At 72.6% G+C, this 26,720-nt stretch carries 28 protein-coding genes and 7 pseudogenes; 32 read left to right on the top strand and 3 right to left on the bottom strand.

Annotated elements, in window-relative coordinates; all coding sequences use genetic code 11:
* The first annotated feature begins 35 nt into the window (after positions 1–35).
* From carB to U6N30_RS12590, 16 genes and pseudogenes are all read left to right on the top strand, one after another.
* On the top strand, positions 36–1,457 hold the full coding sequence (gene carB, locus U6N30_RS12510) for a carbamoyl-phosphate synthase large subunit (protein ID WP_324277536.1): 1,422 nt from the start codon (positions 36–38) through the stop codon (positions 1,455–1,457).
* Positions 1,400–2,047 carry a hypothetical protein gene (locus U6N30_RS12515; protein WP_324277537.1) on the top strand — a complete coding sequence of 216 codons (648 nt, stop codon included), beginning with the start codon at positions 1,400–1,402 and terminating at the stop codon, positions 2,045–2,047. The genes carB and U6N30_RS12515 overlap by 58 nt, the downstream gene beginning before the upstream one ends.
* Before the next feature lie 1,577 nt (positions 2,048–3,624).
* A complete protein-coding gene (locus U6N30_RS12520) occupies positions 3,625–4,317 on the top strand; it encodes a beta/alpha barrel domain-containing protein (RefSeq protein WP_324277538.1) in 693 nt (230 codons plus the stop codon).
* Between the two features lie 612 nt (positions 4,318–4,929).
* Entirely contained in the window at positions 4,930–5,109 is a 180-nt protein-coding gene (locus tag U6N30_RS12525) for a hypothetical protein (protein WP_324277539.1), read from the top strand.
* Positions 5,110–5,202: 93 nt separating this feature from the next.
* Positions 5,203–6,000, top strand: coding sequence for an orotidine-5'-phosphate decarboxylase (gene pyrF, locus U6N30_RS12530; RefSeq protein WP_324278272.1), 798 nt, complete (start codon positions 5,203–5,205; stop codon positions 5,998–6,000).
* Positions 5,997–6,308 (top strand): hypothetical protein, encoded by a 312-nt coding sequence (locus U6N30_RS12535; protein WP_324277540.1) that lies wholly within the window; start codon positions 5,997–5,999, stop codon positions 6,306–6,308. Before pyrF ends, U6N30_RS12535 begins: the two co-directional genes overlap by 4 nt.
* Positions 6,309–6,625: 317 nt before the next feature.
* Positions 6,626–7,534 carry a guanylate kinase gene (gene gmk / locus U6N30_RS12545; RefSeq protein ID WP_479690598.1) on the top strand — a complete coding sequence of 303 codons (909 nt, stop codon included), beginning with the start codon at positions 6,626–6,628 and terminating at the stop codon, positions 7,532–7,534.
* Positions 7,535–7,653: 119 nt separating this feature from the next.
* Positions 7,654–7,917, top strand: a complete 264-nt coding sequence (gene rpoZ, locus U6N30_RS12550) for a DNA-directed RNA polymerase subunit omega (RefSeq protein ID WP_012949163.1) — start codon at positions 7,654–7,656, stop codon at positions 7,915–7,917.
* Positions 7,918–8,159: 242 nt separating this feature from the next.
* Positions 8,160–9,328 (top strand): annotated as a pseudogene (gene coaBC / locus U6N30_RS12555) (bifunctional phosphopantothenoylcysteine decarboxylase/phosphopantothenate--cysteine ligase CoaBC).
* Between the two features lie 108 nt (positions 9,329–9,436).
* The gene (gene metK / locus U6N30_RS12560; protein ID WP_324277542.1) at positions 9,437–10,633 is read left to right on the top strand and encodes a methionine adenosyltransferase; all 1,197 of its coding nucleotides are present in this window, start codon (positions 9,437–9,439) and stop codon (positions 10,631–10,633) included.
* Positions 10,634–10,763: 130 nt separating this feature from the next.
* On the top strand, positions 10,764–12,755 hold the full coding sequence (locus U6N30_RS12565) for a primosomal protein N' (RefSeq protein WP_324277543.1): 1,992 nt from the start codon (positions 10,764–10,766) through the stop codon (positions 12,753–12,755).
* 134 nt (positions 12,756–12,889) lie between these two features.
* Entirely contained in the window at positions 12,890–13,435 is a 546-nt protein-coding gene (def, locus tag U6N30_RS12570; protein ID WP_324277544.1) for a peptide deformylase, read from the top strand.
* Complete coding sequence (gene fmt / locus U6N30_RS12575; RefSeq protein WP_324277545.1) at positions 13,372–14,361, top strand: methionyl-tRNA formyltransferase; 990 nt, start codon at positions 13,372–13,374, stop codon at positions 14,359–14,361. Before def ends, fmt begins: the two co-directional genes overlap by 64 nt.
* Positions 14,358–14,720, top strand: a pseudogene (locus tag U6N30_RS12580) (transcription antitermination factor NusB); the annotation flags it as partial. The gene fmt and the pseudogene U6N30_RS12580, both read left to right, overlap by 4 nt.
* A gap of 451 nt (positions 14,721–15,171) precedes the next feature.
* Positions 15,172–15,225, top strand: a pseudogene (locus U6N30_RS12585) (hypothetical protein); the annotation flags it as partial.
* Between the two features lie 137 nt (positions 15,226–15,362).
* A pseudogene (locus tag U6N30_RS12590) lies at positions 15,363–15,721 on the top strand (rRNA cytosine-C5-methyltransferase); the annotation flags it as partial.
* An 8-nt stretch (positions 15,722–15,729) separates the two neighbouring features.
* On the opposite strand, the gene U6N30_RS12595 reads toward U6N30_RS12590, so the two are convergent.
* Positions 15,730–16,251 carry a hypothetical protein gene (locus U6N30_RS12595; protein ID WP_324277546.1) on the bottom strand — a complete coding sequence of 174 codons (522 nt, stop codon included), beginning with the start codon at positions 16,249–16,251 and terminating at the stop codon, positions 15,730–15,732.
* Positions 16,252–16,263: 12 nt separating this feature from the next.
* Positions 16,264–16,959 (bottom strand): hypothetical protein, encoded by a 696-nt coding sequence (locus tag U6N30_RS12600; RefSeq protein WP_324277547.1) that lies wholly within the window; start codon positions 16,957–16,959, stop codon positions 16,264–16,266.
* 392 nt (positions 16,960–17,351) lie between these two features.
* On the opposite strand from U6N30_RS12600, the gene U6N30_RS12605 reads away from it, so the two are divergent.
* From U6N30_RS12605 to U6N30_RS12680, 16 genes and pseudogenes are all read left to right on the top strand, one after another.
* The gene (locus tag U6N30_RS12605) at positions 17,352–17,708 is read left to right on the top strand and encodes a hypothetical protein (protein WP_324277548.1); all 357 of its coding nucleotides are present in this window, start codon (positions 17,352–17,354) and stop codon (positions 17,706–17,708) included.
* Positions 17,709–17,730: 22 nt separating this feature from the next.
* The gene (locus U6N30_RS12610) at positions 17,731–18,321 is read left to right on the top strand and encodes a DUF2589 domain-containing protein (RefSeq protein ID WP_324277549.1); all 591 of its coding nucleotides are present in this window, start codon (positions 17,731–17,733) and stop codon (positions 18,319–18,321) included.
* Positions 18,318–19,001, top strand: coding sequence for a hypothetical protein (locus U6N30_RS12615; protein ID WP_324277550.1), 684 nt, complete (start codon positions 18,318–18,320; stop codon positions 18,999–19,001). The genes U6N30_RS12610 and U6N30_RS12615 overlap by 4 nt, the downstream gene beginning before the upstream one ends.
* A gap of 9 nt (positions 19,002–19,010) precedes the next feature.
* On the top strand, positions 19,011–19,424 hold the full coding sequence (locus U6N30_RS12620; protein ID WP_324277551.1) for a DUF2589 domain-containing protein: 414 nt from the start codon (positions 19,011–19,013) through the stop codon (positions 19,422–19,424).
* 244 nt (positions 19,425–19,668) lie between these two features.
* Positions 19,669–20,340 (top strand): ribulose-phosphate 3-epimerase, encoded by a 672-nt coding sequence (rpe, locus tag U6N30_RS12625; RefSeq protein WP_324277552.1) that lies wholly within the window; start codon positions 19,669–19,671, stop codon positions 20,338–20,340.
* A gap of 165 nt (positions 20,341–20,505) precedes the next feature.
* Positions 20,506–20,766 (top strand): hypothetical protein, encoded by a 261-nt coding sequence (locus U6N30_RS12630; RefSeq protein ID WP_324278273.1) that lies wholly within the window; start codon positions 20,506–20,508, stop codon positions 20,764–20,766.
* A gap of 62 nt (positions 20,767–20,828) precedes the next feature.
* Positions 20,829–21,394, top strand: a pseudogene (locus U6N30_RS12635) (RibD family protein).
* A 1-nt stretch (position 21,395) separates the two neighbouring features.
* On the top strand, positions 21,396–21,686 hold the full coding sequence (locus U6N30_RS12640; protein WP_324277553.1) for a riboflavin synthase: 291 nt from the start codon (positions 21,396–21,398) through the stop codon (positions 21,684–21,686).
* Positions 21,686–21,961, top strand: a complete 276-nt coding sequence (locus tag U6N30_RS12645) for a hypothetical protein (protein WP_324277554.1) — start codon at positions 21,686–21,688, stop codon at positions 21,959–21,961. Before U6N30_RS12640 ends, U6N30_RS12645 begins: the two co-directional genes overlap by 1 nt.
* Before the next feature lie 37 nt (positions 21,962–21,998).
* A pseudogene (locus U6N30_RS12650) lies at positions 21,999–23,347 on the top strand (bifunctional 3,4-dihydroxy-2-butanone-4-phosphate synthase/GTP cyclohydrolase II).
* 10 nt (positions 23,348–23,357) lie between these two features.
* Positions 23,358–23,870 carry a 6,7-dimethyl-8-ribityllumazine synthase gene (gene ribH, locus U6N30_RS12655; protein ID WP_479690599.1) on the top strand — a complete coding sequence of 171 codons (513 nt, stop codon included), beginning with the start codon at positions 23,358–23,360 and terminating at the stop codon, positions 23,868–23,870.
* A complete protein-coding gene (locus U6N30_RS12660) occupies positions 23,867–24,130 on the top strand; it encodes a phosphoribosyl-ATP diphosphatase (protein ID WP_135158081.1) in 264 nt (87 codons plus the stop codon). Before ribH ends, U6N30_RS12660 begins: the two co-directional genes overlap by 4 nt.
* Positions 24,131–24,222: 92 nt before the next feature.
* Positions 24,223–24,873, top strand: coding sequence for an ATP phosphoribosyltransferase (hisG, locus tag U6N30_RS12665; protein ID WP_324277556.1), 651 nt, complete (start codon positions 24,223–24,225; stop codon positions 24,871–24,873).
* Positions 24,873–25,087 (top strand): annotated as a pseudogene (gene hisG / locus U6N30_RS12670) (ATP phosphoribosyltransferase). The gene hisG (U6N30_RS12665) and the pseudogene hisG (U6N30_RS12670) overlap by 1 nt, the downstream one beginning before the upstream one ends.
* 11 nt (positions 25,088–25,098) lie before the next feature.
* A complete protein-coding gene (locus tag U6N30_RS12675) occupies positions 25,099–25,260 on the top strand; it encodes a hypothetical protein (RefSeq protein ID WP_324277557.1) in 162 nt (53 codons plus the stop codon).
* The gene (locus tag U6N30_RS12680; RefSeq protein WP_324277558.1) at positions 25,257–25,559 is read left to right on the top strand and encodes an SSI family serine proteinase inhibitor; all 303 of its coding nucleotides are present in this window, start codon (positions 25,257–25,259) and stop codon (positions 25,557–25,559) included. Before U6N30_RS12675 ends, U6N30_RS12680 begins: the two co-directional genes overlap by 4 nt.
* A gap of 5 nt (positions 25,560–25,564) precedes the next feature.
* Here U6N30_RS12680 and U6N30_RS12685 read toward each other — a convergent pair whose 3' ends face one another.
* The gene (locus U6N30_RS12685) at positions 25,565–25,867 is read right to left on the bottom strand and encodes an oxamate carbamoyltransferase subunit AllH family protein (RefSeq protein ID WP_324277559.1); all 303 of its coding nucleotides are present in this window, start codon (positions 25,865–25,867) and stop codon (positions 25,565–25,567) included.
* Positions 25,868–26,720 lie beyond the last annotated feature (853 nt).

Consider the following 26,720-nt stretch of genomic DNA (forward strand, 5'->3'; position numbering starts at 1 on the left):
CCCGCTCGGCCGAGGAACTGCTCGACGCGCTGCGCGTGCCGGTCGACGGCCGGCTCTACCTCGCCGAGCAGGCGCTCGCGGCCGGCGCGACCGTCGAGGAGGTCGCCGAGGCCAGTGGTTTCGACCCGTGGTTCGTCGACCAGATCGCGCTGGTCCGCGAGGTCGGCGAGGAGGTCCGGGACGCCCCCGCCCTCACCGAGCCCGTGTTGCGCCGCGCCAAGCGCTTCGGGCTCTCCGACCGGCAGGTCGCGGCACTGCGGCCCGAGCTGGCCGGCGAGGACGGCGTCCGGACGCTGCGCTGGCGGCTGGGCATCCGGCCGGTCTACAAGACCGTCGACACGTGCGCCGCCGAGTTCGCCGCCCGCACGCCGTACCACTACTCCTCCTACGACGAGGAGACCGAGGTGCAGCCCCGCGAGAAGCCGGCGGTGCTCATCCTCGGGTCCGGCCCGAACCGGATCGGCCAGGGCATCGAGTTCGACTACTCCTGCGTGCACGCCGTCATGGCCCTGCACGACGCCGGCTACGAGGCGGTGATGGTCAACTGCAACCCCGAGACCGTCTCCACCGACTACGACACCGCCGACCGGCTCTACTTCGAGCCGCTGACCTTCGAGGACGTCCTGGAGGTCGTGGCGGCCGAGCGCACGGCGGGTCCGGTGGCCGGGGTCATCTGCACCCTCGGCGGGCAGACCCCGCTCGGCCTCGCCCAGCGACTGAAGGACGCCGGGGTCCCAGTGCTGGGCACCCAGCCTGCGGCGATCGACGACGCCGAGCACCGCGGCGCCTTCTCCCGCGTGCTCGCCGACACCGGGCTGCTCGCCCCGAAGCACGGCACGGCGACGACGTTCGCCGAGGCCCGCGCCATCGCGACAGGGATCGGCTATCCCGTGCTGGTGCGGCCCTCCTACGTCCTCGGCGGCCGCGGGATGGAGATCGTCTACGACGAGGGCACTCTCGAGGCCTACATCGCCAAGGCCACCGACGTCAGCACGGCGCACCCGGTGCTCGTCGACCGCTTCCTGGAGGACGCCGTCGAGATCGACGTGGACGCTCTCTACGACGGCACCGACCTCTACCTCGGCGGCGTGATGGAGCACATCGAGGAGGCCGGCATCCACTCCGGTGACTCCGCGTGCGCCCTCCCGCCGATCACCCTCGGGTCGGGCGACCTGCTCAAGATCCGGGCAGCCACCGAGAAGCTGGCCGCCCGGATCGGGGTCCGCGGGCTGGTGAACGTCCAGTACGCGATCAAGGACGACATCCTGTACGTGATCGAGGCCAACCCGCGGGCGAGCCGGACGGTGCCCTTCGTCTCGAAGGCCACCGCCGTCCAGCTGGCCAAGGCCGCGGCCCGCATCGCGGTGGGGAGACCATCGCCTCCCTGCGTTCGGTCGGCGTGCTCCCGGCCACCGGGGACGGCACCGACCTGCCCGAGGACGCGCCGATCGCGGTGAAGGAGGCGGTGCTGCCCTTCCACCGGTTCCGCACGGTCGAGGGCCACGGCGTGGACACCGTGCTGTCGCCGGAGATGAAGTCCACCGGCGAGGTGATGGGCCTCGACGCCGAGTTCGGCACCGCCTTCGCCAAGTCCCAGGCGGCCGCCTACGGCTCGCTGCCCACCGAGGGCACGGTCTTCGTCTCCCTGGCCAACCGGGACAAGCGCTCGGCGGTCTTCCCGATCAAGCGGCTGGCCGACCTGGGATTCCGGGTGCTCGCCACCGCCGGGACCGCCCAGGTGCTACGCCGCAACGGCGTCGCCGCCGAGGTCGTCGGGAAGTTCAGCGAGGGGCCGGGGAACGTCGTCGAGCGGATCCTGGCCGGCGAGGTCGACATGGTGGTCAACACCCCGTTCGGGTCGCCGGGCAACAGCGGGCCGCGGCTGGACGGCTACGAGATCCGTACCGCGGCGGTCGGCGCCGGCATCCCCTGCATCACCACGGTCCAGGGCATGGCCGCGGCGGTGCAGGGCGTGGAGGCCCTGCTGCGCGGCGACATCGGCGTGCGCAGCCTCCAGGAGATCCACGCCGATCTCACTGGACGATGACATGTCTAGAAGCCAGCGCTGGGCGCTGAGATAGGTCGACATCTCCGCCAAGTGCGCAATTGCTCGGCCGAGGCGTCTCGATTTGATGCTCCACGCTGTACCGAAGCGCCACTGCTCTACCGCTCATGCTGCCATACCACGACGTCCACGATGGATTCTCCGCGTGTTTGCCATCGGGCACCGGTTGTCGACTACTTTTGCATTTGGAGCCAGTTCGCGGGTCGATGAGTCGGTTTCGATCGGCCTGCGTGGACAGGTTTGGCAACGCTCGCCAGTCCAAGCGTTCGACCTGGTGACAACGTGCCGACTTCTCGTTTGGCGCTTGAGGGCCTTGCGCGATAGCTTCGCAGTCGATGTGATGTGGGCCTTGCGGCCCAACCTGGGGGCTGATGCATCCGTCGAAGCTTTCGCGGCCGAGGTGGCAACCCTCGAGTGGTTGCCGCGAGACGTCGCGCCGCGCGAACCTTCGGGGCGGGTCCGACCGCTTGTGCGGGGCGGTCTACGCTCACGAACACGGGTGGTCTCGTCGCCTCCTCGCCGGGGACGGTGGGGAGCGAACCGACTGTGAAGGTAACTAGGTGAGCTCAAGCAAGATCGCTATGCCCAGCGCGCCGGTTCCTCTGGCTGCGCCCGACGAGAAGCGTGACGCGGCGGGCCTCTTTTCTGCCGGTCGTGCGGGCGATGTCGTTCGCAACCTAGTTCAAGACATTGATGCATCCGGCATCGGAGTTTCTGAGCTCGTTGCACAGTTCAAGGCGGGCGCGGCGAAGTACGCCGCGGAGTCAAGCGATTCGCTCGACTCTTTCACCGAAAAGATGGCGACGAGTCTAACCGCGGGGCACCTGGGTGAGGATGACCTACTACATCTCATTCATATGCTCTACTTCGCTGGCCAGCAGCGATTACTAGCGAAACATCATCTCCGGTTCCCCGCATACAGCATTCTGGACGACTACTTCACAAATGCAACCGGGCCTTCGGGTCCTCGCATTCTTCCCCGACCTGTAGTGCCTGAGCGAAGCTGGTCCCTGTTTGGACGGCGAATCGGTTTCCCAGTAGGAGTGCCTGCGTCGCCGCTCACTGGAGGGTCGGCGTGGATCCAGTACTTCGCAGGAAATGGATTCAATGTTCTGACGTATAAAACCGTTCGCAGTCGTAGTTGGGGTCCTAACGTCCCGCCGAATTGGGCGTTCGTTCCGGATGTGCGGACGCCTTTTGATGTATCAGATGATGGCTACGAGGTGCTGGCGGAGCCATGGGATTGGGTGGATCCCGGGAGTCGTGACGTCTCAACCGCCAACTCTTTCGAGTGCCGTCGCCCGAACCGCACGAGTGGATGGCAGACGTTGCTAACGCGCTAACCGTCTTGGCGGAAGATCAGCTTCTTATCGTCAGTGTCATGGGGGAGGACTACGAAAGTCATTCTCCTAAGCTTGAGGCCATTGTGGCCGACTTTGCGCGGACGGCGAAGATGGCCGAAGACGCGGGCGCCGGCGTAGTCGAGCTCAACCTTTCTTGCCCGAACGCCTTGGATACCTCCCCGCAAGGCGTAAAGCCCCCTTTGTTTCGATCCGCAGGTGACTGCGGCGATCGTTGAGGGCGTCCGACGCGAATTGGATCCTGATACGTCCCTCGTTGCGAAGTTGTCGTACCTCAACGAACGTCGCCTTGCAGAACTCATTCGTGAGATTGCACCCATGATTGATGGCGTATCAGGCATCAACACCCTGCAATGCAAGGTTCGCCGAGCCGATGGACAGCCCACGTTCCCAGGAAGGCAGCTGGCTGGCGTTTCTGGTATCGCTGTCCGTGAGTATGCTCATCGTTTCGTTGCCGGCTTGGCGAGACTACGAGTCGAAACAGGGCACTACTTCGAGATAGTCGGCATGGGTGGCGTCACTGATCCAGCGTCGTTCCGAGGGCTGTTCGATCTCGGTGCCAATGTCGTACAGACGGCTTCCGGCGCCTTTGCCAATCCTTTCCTGGCGCTTGAATGTGTCGAGAATTCCGGTGAGGTGCTACCCGAGGTGGCGTCCGTCATGGATCCGCCTCTGCAAGCCTCTTTGCGAAGCATGATTGTTAATTCCTTGCGGAGTGCTGAACGGCTTTCGAAGTTCGAGATCGCTGAAGCCTTACCCTTGCGCGCTAGACAGTCGTACCTTCTGCTTGAGGCCATGGAGGCTGCCGGGGACATCGCGCCAGTCGTAGGCAAGCCCGCCACATTCGAACTGCCACGCCAACATGCGTCGCCTGGGGCGTCGACCAGCTAGCATGCCTGCTATGGGACTGGTCGTCGTCGCACTTGGACTGGTCCTCCTAGCAATACTCCTCTGCTTAGTTGAATACCTGCTGCGGCCAAGTGTTCTCAAATTTCGTGGATTGCACAGTACGGATCGCGCGTTGGCTCTTGCCCATCAGCGTCGCGCCTACCTCTTTCAAACTGGAACGGTGGCCATATCCGGCCTGGCTGCGGGAGCCGTTGGAATGTCGCTCGGGGAGCTAGGGTGGGCCGCCGTCTCCGGCGCTGTGGCGGAAGGGATCCTGTCCTTGACGTACCTAGCCAAGCATCACGCTAGGGGAGTCTCGAAGTGAACGGCCCTGGCACGCCCGGACCGAGGCCGAGCTTGGTTGCTCGCATTGGGGCACTCACGAAGAGGCCTATCGCCGCTGCGCAGAGTATCCGCACGTTGATTGGTCTCGCTGATCAGACTGACCGAGACAGTCAGACAGCAGCCACGAGAGGACTCTACGAGGACCTGGCGACGAAGATCTGCGAGTGCTGGGTAAGGAGTGGCGTCGATGGTGCAAACCGTCTGATGGTTGAGTATCGGCGCTACTGCGCGAGGGCTGGTGACGCGCGTGCACAGGAGAGATACCGAAGGTTGGTTGCCAAGCTCGGAAACGTCGGTTCGCGTACGCGAGAAGTCAGTCAGTTGTCCGCGGACGACGAGCCGTGTGCTGATGCCGTTCTGCTGATCCTGGCCCACCTGCAGGGCTTCAAGGAGGTCCCCTTTCTGGAGCAACTGCAGGACGTCGTCGAGCAGTGGTGTGAAGTTTCGTGAGCTGGGGTTCGTCGCGCAAGTCAGATGCTGTTCAGCGTGATTGCCTGGGGTCATGACTTCGACTAGGGGATCGCTCCTGGCTTCGGCACGCGGCTGGCCGCATCGGTCGCCGAGCGGGGACCGCTCTGCGTGGGGATCGACCCGCACCGGGAGCTGCTGGTCGGCTGGGGCGTCGGCGACGACCTGGACGGTCTGCGCCGGTTCACCGACGCCGTCGTCGAGGCGCTGGCCGGCTCGGTGGCGGTGCTCAAGCCGCAAATGGCGTTCTACGAGCGTTTCGGGGCGCGGGGCGTCGCCGTCCTCGAGGACGCCGTCGCCGGCATCCGCGCGGCGGGCGCCCTCGTGCTGCTCGACGCCAAGCGCGGGGACATCGGTTCCACGATGGCCGCCTACGCCGACTACCTGGGCAGCGACCACCCGATGCAGGTGGACGCCCTGACCGTCAGCCCGTTCCTGGGGCCGGAGTCCCTGGCGCCGGCCGTCCGGGCGGCGAAGAGCTCCGGTGGGGGCTTGTTCGTCCTGGCCCGCACGTCCAATCCCGACGCCGGCACGTTCCAGCACGCGCGGGTGGGTGAGGTGTCGGTGGCCCAGGCCGTCGTGGACACGGTGGGGCGCTGGAACGCCGAGGACGCACCGTCCGGGCCGGGCTCCTTCGGCGTCGTCGTCGGTGCCACGCTCCAGGAGCTGGACGTCGATCTCGACGGGCTCGGCGGGCCGATCCTCGCCCCCGGGCTGGGTGCCCAGGGCGGGTCGGTGGCCGACCTCCGTCGGCTGTTCGGCTCGGAGCGCGCCGTCGTCCCCACGGTGTCGCGGGACGTGCTGGCCGCAGGCCCGGACGCGGCCGCCCTCCGCGCCGCCGCGGACCGCTGGACGGCGGAGCTCTCGGCGTGAGGCGGGCGCTGCCGGCTCTCCTGGCGGCGCTCGGCGGGGTCCTGGCGGGTGCGGGCGTGGTCGTCTTCTGGCTGACGAACACCCGGGAACGGGTCACCTACGACGGGAGCTACGCGCCGCTGGAGCCGGGCTCGGCCTACGAGAGCCGGCTCACCCTGACCCTCGACGACCGGTGGACCGTCCTCTGGACCGCGGGGCACCTGACCGGTGCTCTCCTGGTCGTCGCCGGTCTGCTGGTCCTCGTCGCGACCGGCGGCTGGTGGCTGGGTCGCCGCGGCGACCGGAAGGGGTTCGCGCGCGACATGTGAGCGGCGTGTCGTGTCGCGGCGTGTCGTCGTGCCGACGGCCCGGATTCCGCCGGGCGACCCATGGCCCCGACGCAGAACGGAAACGCACGGTTCCGGTCGCGACCTGCACGGATCCCTCCTCGGCTCCGCGTAGGTGAACACCATGCGAACGGCTACGACACGCGAGCAGCACTTTTCCCGGCGCGGGGGCGCGTGACCAGCGGATTTGCCGGGAACTACGTTCATCATGAGGCTCAGAGGCGAGCCGCTTCCCTACGACTCCCTGACGACGACTGCCCGGCCGAACCCGTGCCGGCGAACGACACGATTGGGTAGCCATGCCTTTGCCTGACCTGTCCCCGGAACAACGCGCAGCAGCCCTCGAGAAGGCCGCCGCGGCCCGCAAGGCCCGTGCCGAACTGCGCGAGCGGCTCAAGAGCAAGGGCGCCACGGTCGCCGACGTCCTCAAGCAGGGCGAGACCGACGAAGTGATCGGCAAGATGCGTGTCTCCGCCGTCCTGGAGTCCCTGCCCGGAGTGGGCAAGGCGCGGGCTGCGAAGATCATGGAGCGTCTGGAGATCTCCCCGACCCGCCGTGTGCGCGGACTGGGGCCAACCAGCGCAAGGCGCTCGAGGCCGAGTTCGCGGACGAGAAGGTCGTCTGACCCCGGCCCCGACACGGCTGCACCCGGACGAGGACGGCGAGTGGTTTCAGGCGATGCGGCACGGCTGACCGTGCTGTCCGGCCCCTCAGGGGTCGGGAAGGGCACGGTCGTGGCGGAGGTCCGGCGTCGGCATCCCGATGTCTGGCTCTCCGTGTCGGCCACCACTCGCCGTCCTCGAACGGGCGAGGTCGACGGCGTGCACTACCACTTCGTGGACGACGCCGAGTTCGACCGGCTCATCGCGACCGACGGCCTCCTGGAGTGGGCCGAGTACGCGGGCAACCGGTACGGCACCCCTGTGGAGCCGCTGAGGAGGCACCTGGCGACCGGGGCTCCGGCGCTGCTCGAGATCGAGCTGCAGGGTGCGCGCCAGGTGCGGGCGCGCGATCCCCGGGCCCAGCTGGTCTTCCTCGCCCCGCCGTCGTGGGCCGAGCTCGTCAACCGGCTGGCCGGCCGCGGTTCCGAGCCGCCCGCCGTCCAGGAGCGCCGGCTGGCCCTCGCGCAGGCCGAACTGGACGCCGCGGGGAGTTCGACGTCGTCGTCGTCAACGACGACGTCACCCGGGCCGCCGACGAGTTGGTAGGCTTGCTGACTGCGCCCTCGCCCGGCCTGGTGCCGGGGAGTAGCGCCCACGAGGAAGAGCCTCGCCGGTGCACCCGCCGGCGCCTTCCTCCCGCTATCGAATGAGGAGCACGCCCGCCCGTGTCCGGAGTCGCACCTGCCCCCGAGGGCATCACCAACCCGCCGATCGACGAGCTGCTCGAGCGCACCAGCAGCAAGTACGGCCTGGTCATCTTCGCCGCCAAGCGCGCGCGGCAGATCAACGCGTACTACAGCCAGCTCTCCGAGGGCCTGCTGGAGTACGTCGGCCCGCTGGTCGACACCGCGCCGCAGGAGAAGCCGCTCTCGATCGCGCTCCGCGAGATCAACGAGGGCCTGCTGACCCACACCGCCGGCGAGAACTGAGGCCCCGTCCCGGGTCCCACGCTGAGCGTGCGAAGGGTGGGGAGGACGGGGTGTTTCGGCTGCCCCCACCGCTCGCAGGCTCGCGGCGGGACCCCTGCAGGATGGCCGTTCCAGCACCTCACCTGGTGTGATGAGAAGGCACCCGGCTCCGGCCGGGTGCCTTCTCGTGTTGGGAGGATGAGCAGCGTGAGTTCCATCGTGCTGGGTGTCAGCGGGGAGTGGCGGCCTACAAGGCCGCCTTCGTGCTGCGCGCCTTCACCGAAGCCGGCCACGACGTCCGCGTCGTCCCCACGCCGGGCGCCCTGCACTTCGTCGGCGCCGCCACCTTCGAGGCGCTCTCGGGCAACCCGGTCACGACCGACGTCTGGTCCGACGTCCCCGAGGTGGCACACGTGCGCATCGGGCAGAACGCGGACCTGGTGGTGGTCGCCCCGGCCACCGCCGACCTGCTGGCCCGCGCCGCCGCCGGGCGGGCCGACGACCTGCTCACCGCCACCCTGCTCACCGCGTCCTGCCCGGTGGTCTTCGTGCCGGCCATGCACACCGAGATGTGGTTGCACCCGGCGACGCAGGACAACGTCGCGACCCTGCGCCGGCGGGGCGCTGTCGTGCTGCCACCCGCCGTCGGCCGGCTCACCGGCCCCGACTCCGGTCCCGGCCGGCTGCCCGAGCCCGCTGACATCGCCGCCCTGGCGACGATCGTCCTGGAGCACGGCGCCGGTGCCCTGGCGCAGGACCTCACCGGACGGCGCGTGGTCATCAGCGCCGGCGGCACCCGCGAGCCCCTCGACCCGGTCCGGTATCTCGGCAACCGCTCGTCGGGCAAGCAGGGGTGGGCGCTGGCCCGCGTCGCCGCCGCCCGGGGGCCGACGTGGTCCTGGTCGGTGCGAACGTCGAGGCACCCCCGCCCTTCGGGGTGCGGCTGGTCCCGGTCGGCACGGCCGAGGAGCTGCGCTCGGCCATGCACGCCGAGGCGAAGGAGGCCGACGTCGTCGTGATGGCCGCGGCGGTCGCGGACTTCCGGCCGGCCGCCGTCGCCGGCGCCAAGCTGAAGAAGGACTCCGCGAGCGAGCCGGACTCGGTCGGCCTCGTGCGCAACCCCGACGTCCTGGCCGAGCTGGTCAGCGCCCGGCCGGCCGGGCAACTGGTCGTCGGATTCGCCGCCGAGACCGGGGACGCCGACGCGGACGTGCTGAGCCATGCCCGCGCCAAGCTCGCGCGCAAGGGCTGCGACCTCCTGGTGGTCAACGACGTCTCGGCCGGACAGGTCTTCGGCCGTGCGGACAACACCGTCGTCGTCCTGGCACCCGATGGCTCCGTCACCGCGGTCCCCAGGAGCAGCAAGGATGCCGTCGCCGCAGGGATCTGGGGCACCGTCGTGCCACGACTGCCCGTGGTGCCGCGGGCCTGACCCGTCGCGGGTGGGCGAACGATGTGGTCCGCCCAGCCGGTAGCGTTCACGGCGATCACCGTGCGACGACCGGTCCACGACGTGTCCCACCAGGTTAGGGAGTACCGAGTGTCACGCCGCCTCTTCACCTCCGAGTCGGTCACCGAGGGCCACCCCGACAAGATCGCCGACCAGATCAGTGACTCGATCCTGGACGCGATGCTGGCGCAGGACCCGCGCAGCCGGGTCGCCGTCGAGACCATGATCACCACGGGTCAGGTGCACATCGCCGGTGAGGTGACCACGGCCGGCTACGTCGACATCGCCTCGATCGTCCGCGACACCGTCCTCCGCATCGGTTACGACTCCTCCCGCAAGGGCTTCGACGGTGCGTCCTGCGGCGTCAGCGTGTCCATCGGCGCCCAGTCGCCCGACATCGCCCAGGGCGTCGACACCGGCTACGAGGCGCGCACCTCCGGCTCCGCCGACGACGCGATCGAGCGCCAGGGCGCCGGTGACCAGGGCCTGATGTTCGGCTACGCCACCGACGAGACCCCCGAGCTCATGCCGCTGCCCATCGCGCTGGCCCACCGCCTCGCGCGCCGGCTGTCGGCCGTGCGCAAGGACGGGTCGGTGCCCTACCTGCGGCCCGACGGCAAGACACAGGTCACCGTCGTCTACGAGGACGACCAGCCGGTCGCCGTCGACACGGTGGTCGTCTCCTCCCAGCACGCCGAGGACATCTCGATCGAGCAGCTGCTCGCCCCCGACATCCAGGAACTCGTCGTCGAGCCGGAGCTGGCCGCCCTCGGCCTGCCCACCAGCGGGTACCGGCTGCTGGTGAACCCGACCGGCAAGTTCGTCATCGGCGGCCCGATGGGGGACGCCGGGCTGACCGGCCGGAAGATCATCGTCGACACCTACGGCGGCATGGCCCGGCACGGCGGGGGCGCCTTCTCGGGCAAGGACCCGTCGAAGGTCGACCGCTCCGGTGCGTACGCGATGCGCTGGGTGGCCAAGAACGTCGTCGCCGCCGGGCTGGCCCGCCGCTGCGAGGTGCAGGTCGCCTACGCCATCGGTGCCGCCCACCCGGTGGGGCTCTTCGTCGAGACCTTCGGTACCAGCACCGTGCCCGAGGACACGCTGGAGAAGGCGATCAGCGCGGTGTTCGACCTCCGTCCCGGCGCCATCGTCCGCGACCTGGACCTGCTGCGACCGATCTACGCCCCGACCGCCGCCTACGGGCACTTCGGCCGCTCGGACGTCGAGCTGCCCTGGGAGCGTCTGGACCGCGTCGACGCGCTCCGCGCTGCTGTCGGCACCTGACCCCGGGCGGCTCACGGACGAGCAGTGGACCCGGGCAACCCGGGCTGAGCTGCCGTCTGGGTCCTCCGGGTCCACCGACCGACCGACCGACGACGGCGGCCGTGTCGTAGCTCCCGGCTACCGTCGCACCGTGACGGATCACCCGACGCCACCCGCGCCTCCGCGGGTGGCACGGGTCGTCGTCGACGTGCCGCTGGCGCACCTCGACCGGCCGTTCGACTACGCCGTCCCCGAGAAGCTCGCCGACACCGTGCGGGCGGGCTGCCGGGTCCGGGTGCGGTTCCACGGGCGACTGGTCGACGGCGTGGTCTGGGAAATCGGCGACACGACCGACTTCCCCGGGTCCCTGCAGCCGCTGTCGCACGTCCCCTCCGGTGAACCCGTCCTGACGCCCCAGGTCGCCCGCCTGGTGCGTGTCGTGGCCGACCGATACGCGGGGACGGCGAGCGATGTGCTCCGGCTGGCCCTCCCGCCGCGCCGGTCCGCCGCCGAGAAGCGGCCGACTCCCACGCCCGACGAGCTGCCCGGCCCGCCCGACCCCGACGGTTTCGCCCGCTACCAGGCCGGCCCGGCGCTGCTCGACGCACTGGCGGAGGGGCGCCCGGCCCGCGCCGTGTGGACCGCGCTCCCGGGTGAGGACTGGCCGACCCGGCTCGCCGAGCTCTGCCGAGCGGCGCTGTCCGGACGGCGGGGAGCGCTCGTGGTCGTCCCCGACGGCAAGGACCTCGACCGGCTCACCGCCGCAGCGGGAGGGCTGCTGCCGCAGCACTCGTACACGGTGCTGCGCGCCGACGACTCGCCGGAGAAGCGCTACCGGCAGTTCCTGGCCGCCTCCCGGGGCGCGGCCCAGGTGGTGCTGGGCACCCGCGCGGCGATGTTCGCCCCGGTCCGTGACCTGGGCCTGGTGGTGATCTGGGACGACGGCGACGACCTGCACTCCGACGAGCGCGCGCCCTATCCGCATGCGCGCGACGTCCTCGTCCAGCGGGCCTGGCTGGACAACTGCGCCGCCGTCGTCGCCGGAACGTCGCGCACCGCCGAGGCCGCCCTGCTCGTGGAATCGGGCTGGGCGCACGAACTGGTCGCCGACCGCGCGGTCCTCCGGTCAGCCGCACCCCGGGTCCAGGCGCTGGGCGAGGACTTCGAGCTGGCCCGCGACCCTGCCGCCCGCTCGGCGCGGCTGCCGTCGCTGGCCCACGAGACGGCCCGCCGGGCGCTGGCCGCGGACGCCCCGGTGCTGGTGCAGGTGCCGCGGCGCGGCTACGTGCCATCGCTGGCCTGCGCGCGCTGCCGGGCGCCGGCCCGGTGCGCGCACTGCGCCGGCCCGCTGGGGATCTCCCCGCGTCCGGGCCCGGGCGGGACGCGGATCCCGGCCTGCCGGTGGTGCGCCCGGCCCGCCGCCACCTTCGACTGCCCGCACTGCCACGGCACGAAGCTGCGCGCGTCGGTGGTGGGCGAGTCGCGGACCGCCGAGGAGCTGGCCCGCGCCTTCCCGGGGACGACGGTGCGCACCTCCGGCAGCACGTCGGGCGTGCTGGCGACGGTGCCGGCCGGGGCGGCACTCGTCGTCGCGACGCCCGGGGCCGAGCCGGTCGCCGAAGGCGGCTACGGAGCGGCGCTGCTGCTGGACTCGTGGGCGCTGCTCGGGCGGGCCGACCTGCGCGCCGGGGAGGAGACGATGCGGCGCTGGATGAACGCGGCGGCGCTGGTGCGCCCGGCGGAGGCAGGGGGACAGGTGATGGTCGCCGCCGACGCCGCCCATCCCGTCGTCCAGGCGCTCGTCCGGTGGGACCCGGGCTGGCTCGCCGCCCGGGAGCTCGCCGACCGCCGGGCACTGGGCTTCCCGCCGGTCACCCGCATGGCGTCCCTGTCCGGGTCACCGGCGGCGCTGACCGAGTTCCTGGCGGCGCTGCGACTCCCCGACGACGCCGACCTGCTCGGACCTGTCCCCGAACGCCCGCGGCCGGGCCAGGAGGGAGAGCGGGAGCGCTTCCTCGTGCGGGTGCCGCGCAGCGAGGGCGGGGCGCTCGCGCACGCGCTCACCGAGGTGCAGGGCGTGCGCAGCGCGAAGAAGGCGCCCGAGCACGTGCGGGTGCAGCTCGATCCCCTCGACCTCGTGTAGTCCGCCGGAGCCGGGTTGATCATCGTCCACGTGCACGGTCGCGCAGCGGGTCGCCGCGTGTCGCGAGCACGCAGTCGATGATCAACTTCGCAGGGGCGGCGGGGCGTGAACGGCGGCCCGCCTACGATCGTCGGGTGAGCGTGACCCCCATCCGGCTGTTCGGCGACCCGGTGCTGACCACCCCCGCAGCTCCGGTCCTCGACTTCGACGCCGAGCTCCGGCAGCTCGTCGGCGACCTCACCGAGACCATGCACGCTGCCGGCGGGGCCGGGCTGGCCGCGCCGCAGATCGGCGTCGGCCTGCGGGTGTTCACCTGGTTCGTCGACGGCGAGGTCGGCCACATGGTCAACCCGGACGTGTCGCCGGTCGGCGAGGAGACCGAGGAGGGGCCCGAGGGCTGCCTGTCGATCCCCGGTTTCCGCTGGGACTGCCGCCGGCACCTGCACGTCGTGGCCACCGGCTGGAACATGCACGGCGACCCGGTGCGGGTGGCCGGGTCGGAGCTGCTGGCGCGTGCCATCCAGCACGAGACCGACCACCTCGACGGGGTGCTGTTCGTCGACCGGCTCGACGCCGACGCGCGCGCGGTAGCCCTGGCCGAGCTCGAGGCAGCGGAGTGGGCCGGGATGGCCGCTTATCTGCCGGCGCCGCCGCCGGTCGTCAAAGTGAGCCCACACTGAGGATCCTGTTCGCCGGTACGCCGGCGCCCGCCGTCCCGTCACTGGAGGCGCTGCTCACCTCCGACCACGAGGTCGTCGCCGTCCTCACCCGCCCGGACGCCCGGTCCGGTCGGGGCCGCACGACCAGCCGGTCGCCGGTCGCCGAGCGGGCCGACGCCGCAGGCCTCCCAATTCTGCAGCCCCGGTCGCCGCGCGAGCCGGAGTTCCTCGACCAGCTCGCCGAGCTCGCCGTCGACTGCGTCCCGGTCGTCGCCTACGGCGCGCTCGTCCCGCAGGCGGCTCTCGACCTGCCCGTGCACGGCTGGGTCAACCTGCACTTCTCCCTGCTGCCCGCCTGGCGCGGGGCCGCGCCGGTACAGCACGCGATCATGGCCGGTGACGAGATCACCGGCGCCTCGACCTTCCGGCTGGAGGCGGGCCTGGACACCGGCCCGGTGTACGGCACGATCACCGAGGCCATCGGCCCCCGGGACACGGCCGGCGACCTCCTCGGCCGGCTGGCCGTCAGTGGCGCCGGCCTGCTGGTGGCCACCCTCGACGGCATCTCCGCGAACACCCTCGTGGCCGAGCCGCAGCCCGCCGAGGGGATCAGCCTCGCGCCCAAGGTCGAGACCGCCGACGCGCGCGTGGACTGGTCGCTGCCGTCCCACGTGGTCGACCGGCGGGTCCGCGGCGTCACCCCGGCCCCCGGCGCGTGGACGACGTGGCGCGGGGACCGGCTGCGGGTGGGCCCCGTCGTGCCGGTCGCCGACGGCCCGGACCTGGCCCCCGGCGAGCTGGCGACCGGTCCGACCGGCGTGCTGGTGGGCACCGGCCGGGGCGCGGCCCGGCTCGGCGACGTCCAGCCGGCCGGCAAGCGGATGCTCCCCGCCGCCGACTGGGCCCGCGGCGCCCGTCCGCAGCCCGGTGAGCGGGTGGGGCAGTGAGCCCGCCGAGGAAGCGGCACCCCGCGACCCGGCGCCGACCGCTCGACGGTGCCCGGCTGACGGCCTACGACGTCCTGGACGGCGTCTCCTCGCGGGCGGCGTACGCAAACCTGCTCCTGCCGCAGCTGCTGCGCGAACGGCCCGAGCTCGACGAGCGGGACGCCGCCTTCGCCACCCAGCTGGCCTACGGCACGCTGCGCGCGCAGGGCACCCTGGACGCGATCCTGACCGGGCTGGTCTCCCGCCCGCTGGGTGACCTCGACCCCCGTGTGCTGGACCTGCTGCGGCTCGGCACCCATCAGCTGATCGATCTGCGGGTGCCGTCCCACGCCGCCGTCGACACCACCGTCGACCTCACCCGGGCGATCGTGGGCACCGGTGCCTCCGGCCTGGTCAACGCGGTGCTCCGCAAGGTGGCCGCCGGGGGTGACCGGGAGCAGTGGCTGACCACCCTCGGGGGCGACGACGAGCAGCGGCTGGCCCTGGCGACCAACCACCCCCGCTGGATCGTCGACGCCTGGCGGGACGCGCTCGGGGGCGACGCGGAGCTCGAACCGGCGCTCCTGGCCGACGACGCGGCCCCGGAGGTCCACCTGGTCGCCCGGCGCACGGACCGTGCGGCGCTGGTGGCCGAGTCCGGCGGCGAGGCGGGCCCCTGGTCGCCGTTCGCGGTGCGCCTGCACGGCGGTGACCCCGGCCGGCTGGCCTCGGTCCGCTCCGGCGTCGCCGCCGTGCAGGACGAGGGAGCCAGCTCGCCGGCCTGCTCCTCGCCCGGCGCCGCTGGCGGGCCGCGACGAGGCCTGGCTCGACATGTGTGCCGGTCCGGGCGGCAAGGCCGGGCTGCTGGCCTCCGTCCGGCCCGACGGCGTGCGGCTGACCGCCGCCGACCGCGCCCCGCACCGCGCCGACCTGGTGCGCACGGCGCTGGCCGGCGAGGCGGGGTGGAGGTGCTGGCCGCCGACGGCCGCGAGGCGCCGTGGCCGGCCGGGTCGTTCGACCGGGTCCTCCTCGACGCCCCGTGCACCGGGCTGGGCGCGCTGCGCCGGCGTCCCGAGGTGCGGTGGCGCCGGACGCCCGAGGACGTCGCCCCGCTCGTCGAGCTGCAGCTGGAGCTGCTGGCCGGAGCGCTCGCGTCGGTACGGCCCGGGGAGTGGTCGCCTACGTGACGTGCTCGCCGCACACGGAGGAGACGGTCGGCGTCGTCGAGGTGGCCGCGGCCAGGGACGACGTCGAGGTGATCCCCGTCGCGCCGCTGTTCCCGGAGGTGCCCGGCATGGAGCGCGGGAGCTACGCCCAGCTGTGGCCGCACCGGCACGGCACCGACGCCATGTTCATGGCGCTGCTCCGCCGCACGCGCTAGCGGAACGGTCAGGCACGCTCGCTCGCCGGCACGGGAGGATCGTCCAGCCACCGCTTGGCGGCCACGGCAAGCCACTGCCGTCGCCACGTCGCGATTCCCAGGCCGACGAGGAAGACGATCGCGGCGGGCACCGTGACCGCCAGGTGCTGCCAGTGGCCGAGAACTGCCTGGGACGCGAAGACCAGCGCGGTCAGCCACGCGAGCCACCGGTCCGCGGCGTACCCGCGCGCGAGCCGCTCGGTCCTGGAGCGCAGCCCGGCACCCGGATCGAGTCCCGACCGGATCGCGTGGACGCATCGGTAGCGGTCGGACCGTCCGCTGCGGCGGCTCCACCAGAAGCAGATCGCCGCACCGACCGGCAACGCTGCGAGACCCCCGACGGCGACCGAGATCGCCCAGTGGTCGTCGGGATCGGTCGGGTCGTACCTCACCACGACGAGCGCACCGACGCTCAGGACGAGCAGGGCGAAGAGCTCGGCCTCCTCCCGGCGCTCGTACCGGACGCCGGCATCCCAGTCGACGTCGTTCACCCCGTCAGTCGTTCACAGCGCGAGGACGAGGACGACGACGAGGACGTAGGCGCCGGCGAGCGCCAGCAGCCGCCGGCCACCGAGCCAGGGCTCCCACCACGGGATCGGCGGGAACGCCCGGGGTGGCCCGGCGGGGGCCACCGTCCAGCGCCGTGCAGCCACGAGCTGCCGGTGGTGCCACACCGCCAGCGCCACGTACGCCGCGACGAGGACCGTCGCGGCCGGGAGCGACGATGGCCGGTCCCACTCGGCCTGCAGCAGCACCGACAGGGGCAGGACCGGCAGTGCCCGGCGCATCCATGCCAGCCGCAGGGAGCGACGGGCGAGCGCATCCACGCGGGAGCGCAGCCCGGGCCCCGGATCGACGTGCGTGCGCAGGGCGTACTGCACGCGGGCCGCGACGTCGTGGCGTGCGCGCAGCCACGGGACCAGCGCGGCGGCGAGCGGAGCAGCCAGGACCAGCACCACGACGGCGAGCAGCAGCCACAGGGCGGCCGTGCCGTGCAGGCCGGCGTAGTCGCCGGTGAGGAGCACGCGCGACGCCCCGAGGGCGATGACGAGGGTGGGCAGCAGGAGCCCCGCTCGGCGGCCGCGGCGCTCCACCTCCGCCCAGTCGACGGCAGGCGCATGGTCGTCCACGGCGGCACCCGGGCCGGCGTCGATGACCGGGCCGTGGTCGTCCACCACCCAGTTGCCGGAAGCGAACACCGCCGGGCGGACGCCCGCCCGCCACTCACCCTCCGTGAGCGGATCACCGGACGGCCAGGTCGGACGTCGATCCGTCGGGGACGGCCTGGGGCGCACGATCACGGACGGTAGGCGCCGGACGCTCGATTCCGCGCCTCGGGCACCCACATGGGTGACCGCGCGCCCGGACGAGCGACGGTGCTCCACGACGGATGCGGATCCGATCCGTCCGCCTCCTCGCACCCGATCGCCTTGTCCGCCGCAGCGCTGCCTCTCCATACTCCGGTCAGGCTCGTGGGGAGGCACCATGACGAGCACCGGCCGGTCGTCCCGCGGGGTCGGCCGGTCGCGTCCCGACCGCCCCCGGCCGTCCGCGGACCCTGCCGGCGGCCGTCGAGGTGTGGGCCTCGGTCGTGTCCGGCCTGGAGTCGGCGCGCTACGCCGAGGTGGGCGCCGAGTACGCGAAGCTGAGTGGCCTCCTGATCCAGCAGCGCACGGCGCGGCGGGTCGCCGGTGCTGCGGCCGGGCAGGAGTGGGACGAGCTGTCCCGGCTCGCCCAGCGCGCGCTCGACCTGCTGGACCCGCTGCTGGGCGCCGCGCGCCTGCTGGCGACGACGCCGGCGTCGGTCGCCACGTCCGCTCCCGCCGCCCGACGGACCGTGCAGGGCCCAGCGGCGGGGCCCGGGTCCCGGTCCACGAGGGTCCGCACCGCCACGACCCCGCCCGCTACGACCCCGCCCGCACCCCGGGCGGCGACGAAGAGGTCCTGACCCCGAGCGAAGGAGCACCGTCATGCCGATCAACATCGGGCAGGAGATGGCCCTGCCCATGGAGCAGATCATCGGCGGGCCGCTCCAGGCGGTGGTCAAGGCGCAGGCGCTGGCGGCCTCCAGCACGGTGGACTTCATCCAGCAGGTCGGCCTCAACCCGCCGCCCGGGGGCGGCGGAGCGCAGACCGCACGCACCGTGGACTTCTCCTTCCAGCGTCGCGTTCCGGCTCGCGAGGACGACGACGGGCCCACCGACGTCCTGACGACGGAGACGGTGGCGCTCACCGTCCCGCTGCTGACGATCGTCCCGGTGCCGTTCATCCGGGTGAAGGAGGCGACCGTCGACTTCGAGGCGCAGGTGAGCAGCAGCACGCTGAACACCACCGACTCGACCTTCGGGATCAGCGCCGAGGCCTCGGGCGGCTTCTGGGGCGTGAAGTTCTCCGTCAAGGCGAGCTACACCCGCAACACCAAGACCTCCGACCAGGTCAACCGCTCCTCGACGCTCAAGGTGCACGTCTACGCCGTGCAGGACGAGATGCCGGCCGGCCTCGACCGCGTGCTCACGATCCTGCAGACGGCGATCGACGACGGCGTGGAAGAGCCCGCATGACGGTCGAGTTCGGCGAGGCGGTGTCGGCACTGGCGAACTCGCTCGTCGCCGCCCGCCACGCGCTCGACACGGCCACGGCCGACCTGGCGGCGGTGTACGAGGCCGACGAGCACCTGAGGTCCTTGCCGGTGCCGGCGTTCGCCCTCGCCGAGGCGCGGTTCGACGTCCCGTACGTCGTGGACTCGGTGGAGGAGATCCGCCCGCCGCGGCTGGAACTGGTCCGCCGGCCGGTGGTCGCGATCGGCGAGCGGGAGCTGGCGTCGCTCCTCCGCGGGGCCCCGGAGGACACCGGCGCGCGGCTGAGGCGCCTCGTCGAGCAGCACGAGCGGATGCGGGACCTCTACGACCGCGCCCGCGAGGACCCCGAGGTGTTCCGGGATGAGCCGATCCCGGACGTCGAGCGGCTCAGCCGGGCCGACCTGGCCGCGCTCACCGCGTCGGCCAGCGCCCCGGCACGGGAGCAGCTCCTCGCCGTCGTCAGGGACGTCCAGGAGCTGCAGAAGGCGCTCCGGACGGCTGCGCAGAAGAGCAAGCCGAGGCAGCGGCTGTTCATCCGGCTCGACGCCGAGTCGCTCGCCGGGGTGCCGCCCGAGCAGATCCAGCGGGCGGCCCTGACCTTCCGCGACGTCCAGAAGGCGACGGTCGACGTCGGCGGCGAACGCGTCGTCGTCCCGGACTGAGGGGGCACCGTGGCCGAACCGGTCAGCGCGACCGCGCGGTTGATCGAGGACTACCTCGGATCGACCCTGGGGTCGCTGGTGAAGGCGCAGGGAATGCTGTCCAGCCAGCTCGCCGAGTTCATCGAGCGCGTCGGCTTCGAGGAGCCCGAGGACGGCGAGGGACCCCTCCGCGCGCGGACGTTCAGCTTCGCCTTCGACCGCACGGAGGTGGGTGCCGGTGACGAGCTGGTCTCCCGACGGGTGACCGCCTCCCTGCCGTTGCTGAGCATCGTCACCCTCCCGGCGCTGGCCATCGACAGTGCCGACATCGAGATGGACCTGCGCATCGTCGCGACGGAATCGCCCCCGGAACCCCCGCGCCCCACCCGAGGCCGCCCCGCCCGCCGGTCGGTCCGGTGCTGCCGCCGGTCCGGGCCCCGCTGAAGCTCTGGACCATCCCGGTCCGCCCGCTGCCCCCGCTGCAGCCAGGTCAGCCGTCCCGGAGCGACCCGGCGACCGTCGGCAGCATCCGGGTCTAGGTCACGCTCCGCCGCCTGGACCTGCCGCTGGGTCTCGAGCGGGTCGAGCGGCTCCTCAACGAGGGCTACAGCGAGGAGGTCGACGACGGCTGACTCCGCGAGCGGCCGTCCGGGAGACGAGCGCGTCCGTCCACCTAGACTCGGCGGACGTGCCCCGCGAACCGAAGATCGCGCCCAGCCTCCTGTCCGCGGACTTCGCGCGCCTGGCCGAGGAGACGCAGCGGGTCGCCGACGCCGACTGGCTGCACTTCGACGTGATGGATGCGCACTTCGTGCCCAACCTGACCTTCGGCCTCCCGGTCATGCAGGCGGTGCAGGCGGTCAGCCCGGTGCCGCTCGACTGCCACCTCATGATCGAGAACCCGGACCGCTGGGCGCCCGGCTACGCAGAGGCGGGCGCGCGCAACGTGACGGTGCACGCCGAGGCGTGCACCGACCCGCGCGCACTGGCCCGCGACATCCGCGCCGCCGGCGCCCTCGCCGGGCTGGCGATCAAGCCCGGGACGCCGCTGGAGACCTACCTCGACGTCCTGCGCGACTTCGACACGCTGCTGGTCATGAGCGTCGAACCCGGCTTCGGCGGGCAGTCGTTCATCACCGACGTCCTGGACAAGGTGCGGACGGCCCGCCGGCTCGTCGATGCCGGTGAGCTGACCCTGGTCGTCGAGATCGACGGCGGCATCAACGCCGACACCATCGAGCAGGCCGCCGAGGCCGGGGTGGACATGTTCGTCGCCGGGTCGGCGGTCTACGGCGCGGACGACCCCGGGAAGGCGATCGCGGCGCTGCGCCAGCAGGCGGCCGCGGCGATGCGCGGGTGAGCGCGTCGGCCGCCGAGTTGCGCGGGATGGCCCGGGCGCGCGAGCTCGGCCTCTCGGTCCTCGGCACGACCAGTCCCAACCCGGCGGTGGGAGCGGTGGTCCTCGGGGCTGACGGCACGCCCGTGGGGAGGGTGCCACTGCCCCGCCCGGGGGCCGCACGCCGAGATCGCTGCGCTCGCGCAGGCCGGTGACCGGGCCCGCGGGGGCACCGTCGTCGTCACCCTGGAGCCGTGCGCGCACACCGGCCGCACCGGTCCGTGCGCGGACGCGCTGATCGACGCCGGCGTCGCCCGCGTCGTCGTCGCCGTCCCCGAGCCCACCGAGCTGGCCGGCGGGGAGCCGCCCGCCTCCGCGAGGCGGGGATCGGGGTCGAGGTCGGGATCGAGCAGGACGCCGCCGAGCAGGGAGCCCTCGGGTCCTGGCTGACCGGCGTCCGCGACCACCGGCCCTTCGTCGTGTGGAAGGTCGCCACCACCCTCGACGGCCGGGTGGCCGCCGCGGACGGCACCAGCCGGTGGATCACCGGCACCGAGGCGCGTGCCGCCGTCCACCGCCTCCGGGCCACCTGCGACGCCGTGGTCGTCGGCTCCGGGACCGCGCTCACCGACGACCCGCAGCTCACCGTGCGCGACGCCGAGGGGCGGCCACCGGGCGGCAGCCGCTCCGGGTCGTCGTCGACCGCCGTGGACGCGTCCCGGAGACCGCCCGGGTGTTCGACGCGGCCGCCTCGACGTACGTGAGCCGGGCCGGCACACCGGCCGAGCTGCTGGCCGAGCTGCACGACCGCGACGTCCGCCGGGTGCTCCTCGAGGGCGGCCCGACCCTGGTCGCCGCGTTCCTGCGCGACGCCGTCGTCGACGAGGTGGTGGTGCACCTGGCGCCCACGCTCCTCGGGGCCGGGCCGTCACTCGTGGGCGACCTGGGAATCAGCACGATGGCCGGCGCGCTGTCCCTGCGGATCGTCGATCTCATCCCGATGGGCGGGGACGTGCAGATCCGGCTGCGGCCCACCCGGCACACTGGTGGCGACCAGCACGCGGACGGAGGGAGTTGAGGTGTTCACCGGGATCGTCGAAGAGGTGGGCACCGTGGTCCTCCGCGAGGACCAGCCGGACTCGGCAGTGCTGCGGATCCGGGCCGCCACCGTGCTCGAGGACGTCACGCTCGGCGACTCGATCGCCGTCAACGGCGTGTGCCTCACCGTGACCGCCGTCGACGGCGACGTCTGGAGCACCGACGTGATGGCCGAGACCCTGTCCCGCAGCAGCCTCGGCGCCGCGGTGGCCGGGCGGCCGGTGAACCTCGAGCGTGCCGTCACCCCCACACCCGCCTCGGCGGCCACCTGATGCAGGGCCACGTCGACGGCGTCGGCCGCGTCCTGGCCCGCACGCCCGGCGAGCGCTGGGAAGTCGTGCGCATCGCGCTGCCCACCGGGCTTGCCCGCTACGTCGTCGAGAAGGGTTCCATCGCCGTCGACGGCGTCTCGCTCACCGTGAGCGCCGTCAGTGCCGCCGACGTGCCCGAACCCTGGTTCGAGGTCAGCCTCATCCCCACCACCCTCCGCGAGACCACGCTCGGTGCGCGCGCCCCGGGGAGACCGTCAACCTGGAGGTCGACGTGATCGCCAAGTACGTGGAACGCCTGCTGGGAGACCGGCGATGACCGACAGCCCCCTGGCCCGTCTCGACACCATCGAGACCGCCATCGCCGCCATCAAGAGCGGCCGGCCGGTCGTCGTCATCGACGACGAGGACCGTGAGAACGAGGGCGACCTCATCTTCGCCTCCGAGCTCGCGACCCCGGAGCTCGTCGCCTTCATGGTCCGGTACACCTCCGGCTACATCTGCGTGGCCGTGACCGAGGCCGACGCGGACCGGCTCGACCTGCCGCCGATGTTCCGGGTCAACCAGGACCGCCACGGCACCGCGTACACCGTCACCGTGGACGCGCGCGAGGGCGTCACGACGGGCATCTCGGCCTCGGACCGGGCGACCACCATCCGGACGCTCGCCTCGGCCGACACCACCGCCCAGGACCTGAGCCGCCCGGGCCACATCGTGCCACTGCGCGCGAAGGACGGCGGCGTGCTGCGCCGGCCCGGGCACACCGAGGCCGCCGTCGACCTCGCGGTGCTCGCCGGCCTGCGCCCGTCCGGCGTGCTGTGCGAGATCGTCAGCGAGAAGGACCCGACCGGCATGGCCCGCGGTGAGGAGCTGCGCGTCTTCGCCGACGAGCACGACCTGGTGATGGTGTCGATCGCCGACCTCATCGCCTACCGCAAGCGCTTCGACAAGCTGGTCGAGCGGGTGGCCGAGGCGACCGTCCCGCTGGCCCCCGGCACCTTCACCGCGGTCGGGTACTCCAGCTCCTACGACGACCGCGAGCACGTGGCCTTCGTCTACGGCGACATCGGCGACGGCGAGGACGTGCTGGTGCGCGTGCACTCCGAGTGCCTCACCGGCGACGTCTTCGGCTCGCTGCGCTGCGACTGCGGCCCGCAGCTGCAGGCCGCGCTCGCCGCCGTCGCCCAGGAGGGGCGCGGCATCGTGCTCTACATCCGCGGCCACGAGGGCCGGGGATCGGCCTGCTGCACAAGCTGCAGGCCTACCAGCTCCAGGACCTGGGCGTGGACACCGTCGACGCCAACCTCGACCTGGGCCTGCCCGCCGACGCCCGCGACTACGGCACCGGGGCGCAGATCCTGGTCGACCTCGGCGTGCACACGATGCGGCTGCTCACCAACAACCCGGCCAAGCGCGCCGGGCTGGAGGGGTACGGCCTGAGCATCCTGGGCCGCGTGTCGCTGCCCAGCCACGTCACCGCGGAGAACCTGTCCTACCTGCGCACCAAGCGGGACCGGATGGGGCACCTGCTCGACATCATCGAGCCGCCGGCCAGCCTGGAGGAGACGGCCGGTCCGGCCGGCGCCCCCGGCGAGCCCGCGCACGCCGACCCCATCCCGGAGAACGTCCCCTGCGCGTGGACGAGCAGCCTTCATGAGCGGTAGTGGAGCTCCCGTGATCGAGCCGGTCGACGCGGCCGGGCTGACGCTGGGCATCGTCGCCACGACCTGGCACGCCGAGATCACCGACCAGCTGCTCGCCCGCGCCGTCGAGGCCGCGACGGAGAGCGGCGTGACCGAGCCGACCGTGGTCCGCGCGCCGGGGGCGGTCGAACTGCCGGTCCTCGCCCAAGCGCTGGCCGAGCGGCACGACGCCGTCGTCGCGCTGGGCGTCGTGATCAGGGGCGGGACGCCGCACTTCGAGTACGTCTGCGACGCGGTCACCGCGGGCCTCACGCGGGTGGCGCTCGACGCCGGCAAGCCGGTCGGCAACGGCGTCCTCACGTGCGACACCGAGGAGCAGGCACGGGACCGGGCCGGCCTGCCGGGTTCGGCCGAGGACAAGGGCTGGGAGGCCGCCATCGCCGCGCTCGCCACGGCGCTCACCCTGCGGGGACTGCGCGTGCCGGCGCGGGCCACCGGGTTCGCCTCCCCGCCGACGGGCGTGACGCGGAACGGGATGCTGTGAAGACCTTCGACGAGCTGTTCGCGGAGTTGTCGGCGAAGGTGGCCGCCGCCGATCCGGCGTCGGGAACGGTGCAGGCCGTGCGGGACGGCGTCCACGCCGCCGGCAAGAAGGTCGTGGAGGAGGCGTCCGAGTCGTGGATGGCCGCCGAGCACGAGACGAACGAGCGGACGGCGGAGGAGATCAGCCAGCTCCTCTATCGGGTGCAGGTGCTCATGCTGACCCGGGGCCTGACGCTGGACGACGTCTACGCTCACCTCTGAAAAAGGACCCTCGAGCCCCCACGACACGCTCCGCGCGCCGCGGGGCCCTGCTCGAGGGCCGCCCTGTCATCTCACCTCCGAGGAGACCTCGAGTGCTGCGCATCGCCGTGCCCAACAAGGGCGTCCTGAGCGAACCCGCGGCCGAGATGCTCGCCGAGAGCGGGTACCGCCAGCGGCGCAGCACCAAGGACCTCGCGGTCTACGACCCGGACAACGACACCGAGTTCTTCTACCTCCGCCCGCGTGACATCGCCGTCTACGTCGCCGCCGGCACGCTCGACGTGGGCATCACCGGCCGCGACATGCTGCTGGAGACCGCGCCGGACGACGGCGAGGGGCCGGTCGCCGTCGAGGTCATGTCCCTGGGCTTCGGGCGGTCGTCCTTCCGGTTCGCCTCCCCGGTGGAGTCGGGCATCGAGAAGGTCGAGCAGCTCGCCCGGAAGCGGATCGCCACCGCCTACCCCGTGCTGCTCCGGCGCTTCCTCGAGGAGTCAGGCATCGAGGCCGACGTGGTCAAGCTCGACGGGGCGGTCGAGACCGCCTGCCGGCTGGGCGTGGCCGACGCCGTCTGCGACGTCGTCGAGACGGGGACGACGTTGCGCGCCGCAGGTCTGCACATCATCGGCGAGCCCGTGCTCACCAGTGAGGCGATCATGGTCCGCCGGGAGGGGCCGAGGAGATCCCGGCCGTCGCCCAGCTGCGGCGCCGGCTCAAGGGCGTGCTCGTCGCCCGCCAGTACGTGATGCTCGACTACGACTGCCCCGACGACATCCTGGCCGAGGCCACCGCGATCACGCCCGGCATCGAGGGCCGACCGTGAGCCCGCTGCAGCGGGCGGGGTGGTCGGCGGTCCGCGCCATGGTGGCCCAGGCCGACACCAACCGGGTGATGGACGAGCTCTGGGAGCTCGGCGCCCGCGCCATCCTGGTCACGAGCATCCACGCCTCCCGCGTCTGACGGAGGAACCCGTGCGCCGGCCGTTCGCCATCCTCGTCGCCTCGCTCGCGGTGCTGACGGCGTGCGCCGATCCCGCCGAGGACGGCGCTGCCGGGGTTCCCGACCCCGCGGAGACGACGGGCGACCCGGCGGCCGGGGTGGCATCTCGCAGGCGGACAACGACCTCCAGGTGACGGTCGACCGCGGCGACGGCACCCAGCCCGTGGAGTGGACCCTCACGTGCGTGGGATTCGTGGAGGGCAGCCACCCCGAGGCGGAGGCAGCCTGCGCGCACCTGGCCGGTGTGGAGGACCCCTTCGCGCCGCTGCCGGACGACCTGGCCTGCACGCAGCAGTTCGGTGGCCCGCAGACCGCGCACGTGATCGGCCGCTGGGGCGGCGAGTCGGTCGACGTCCGGCTCGCCCGCTCCGACGGGTGCCTGATCGCACAGTGGGACAGCCTCGTCCCCCTCGTGCCGGAAGCCGAGGGCTGAGGCCCTCAGCGGGGTCGGGTGGTCCGCTCCACGAGGTCGATGGCGGTGGACAGGCCCAGCGCGAGGGCCCGGCCGCTGGTGGAACCGGTGGACAGGAGCCCGGCGACGGCGGGTGCCAGCGGGCGCTCGCCGACGAGCGCGTGCAGGACCGAGGCGTACTCGGCGCTGACCCGGCCGCACGCGGCGTGCCGGAGCAGGGCGCGGGACAGCTCGGTCGTGCGCCCTGCGGCCAGCGCGTACACGCCGGCGGCGAACCGCTCGGCGGACGGGTGGCCGAGAAGCACCAGTCCGGCGATCGTCCCGGCCATGACGTCGTCGCCGGCGGGGTCAGTCCGGGGCCGAGGCCGATCAGCCGGGTCGCGGTGCGCAGGGCGGCGTCCAGGTCGGCCCGGCGGACCGCTCCGCGGAGGGCGGCCAGCGGGCCGCCCGGCCCGACGGGCAGGCCCGGCAGCGTGAAGGCGCTGTGTGGGACGCCCTCGCCGTAGAGCGCGTTGCGCAGCTGGCGCACGCCCTCGGGGAGCAGGGCGGGCCGCAGGCTCGGCAGCTTGGGACGCGGGTTCCACCAGGCGGCGGCGCTGACGGCGAGGTCGCCCACGACGATGCGGCCACCGCCCACCTCGGCCGGCGCCCCGGCAGGCAGCGCGACCAGGGGCCGGCCGTTGCTGGGCCGGAACAGCACGCAGCCGAGGGCAGCCGCGCGGCGTCGCTGGTCATCACGCCGACGACGTCACCGCCCCGGTCGTTGGGGACGTGGACGTACACGGCGGCCGGGATGCTGAGGAGGACCCGGGCCGGCCGAACCGGTCCGCGCAGCAGTTCGGCGATGCCGGTGCTCGCCGCAGCCGGTACCGCGGTGGCTGCGCGCGCCGGCCGGGCGGTGCGCGCCGCCGCCTGTGCCTGGTCGCGGGGAGGGGGATGGTGGGGACCCCGGCGCGCGCGGCCCGGCCGCGCTGCGAGGATCCGTCTGGGGGCGGCTGCCCGGGGCGGTGGTCTCGTCGATCGTGCGCATGATGCGACCCTTCGGCGGAGGGGCGACGGGAGGTGCCCAGTACCCCCGCTCGGCCCGGCCCGCTCCGGCCGCAGCGGAGGGTGGGTGGTCACCGGGGTCCGGCGACGGCCTACCATCCTGCGAACGGTGTGGACCGGTCTCGAACCTAAGCG

Source organism: Blastococcus brunescens (assembly GCF_035320885.1).
Lineage (GTDB): Bacteria > Actinomycetota > Actinomycetes > Mycobacteriales > Geodermatophilaceae > Blastococcus_B > Blastococcus_B brunescens.

Coding starts and splice junctions, on each gene's coding strand:
- U6N30_RS12610 (WP_324277549.1), top strand. CDS start 17,731: ATGCCGATCAACATCGGGCAGGAGATGGCCCTGCCCATGGAGCAGATC.
- gmk (WP_479690598.1), top strand. CDS start 6,626: ATGCCTTTGCCTGACCTGTCCCCGGAACAACGCGCAGCAGCCCTCGAG.
- U6N30_RS12645 (WP_324277554.1), top strand. CDS start 21,686: ATGCAGGGCCACGTCGACGGCGTCGGCCGCGTCCTGGCCCGCACGCCC.
- U6N30_RS12615 (WP_324277550.1), top strand. CDS start 18,318: ATGACGGTCGAGTTCGGCGAGGCGGTGTCGGCACTGGCGAACTCGCTC.
- U6N30_RS12685 (WP_324277559.1), bottom strand. CDS start 25,867: ATGGCCGGGACGATCGCCGGACTGGTGCTTCTCGGCCACCCGTCCGCC.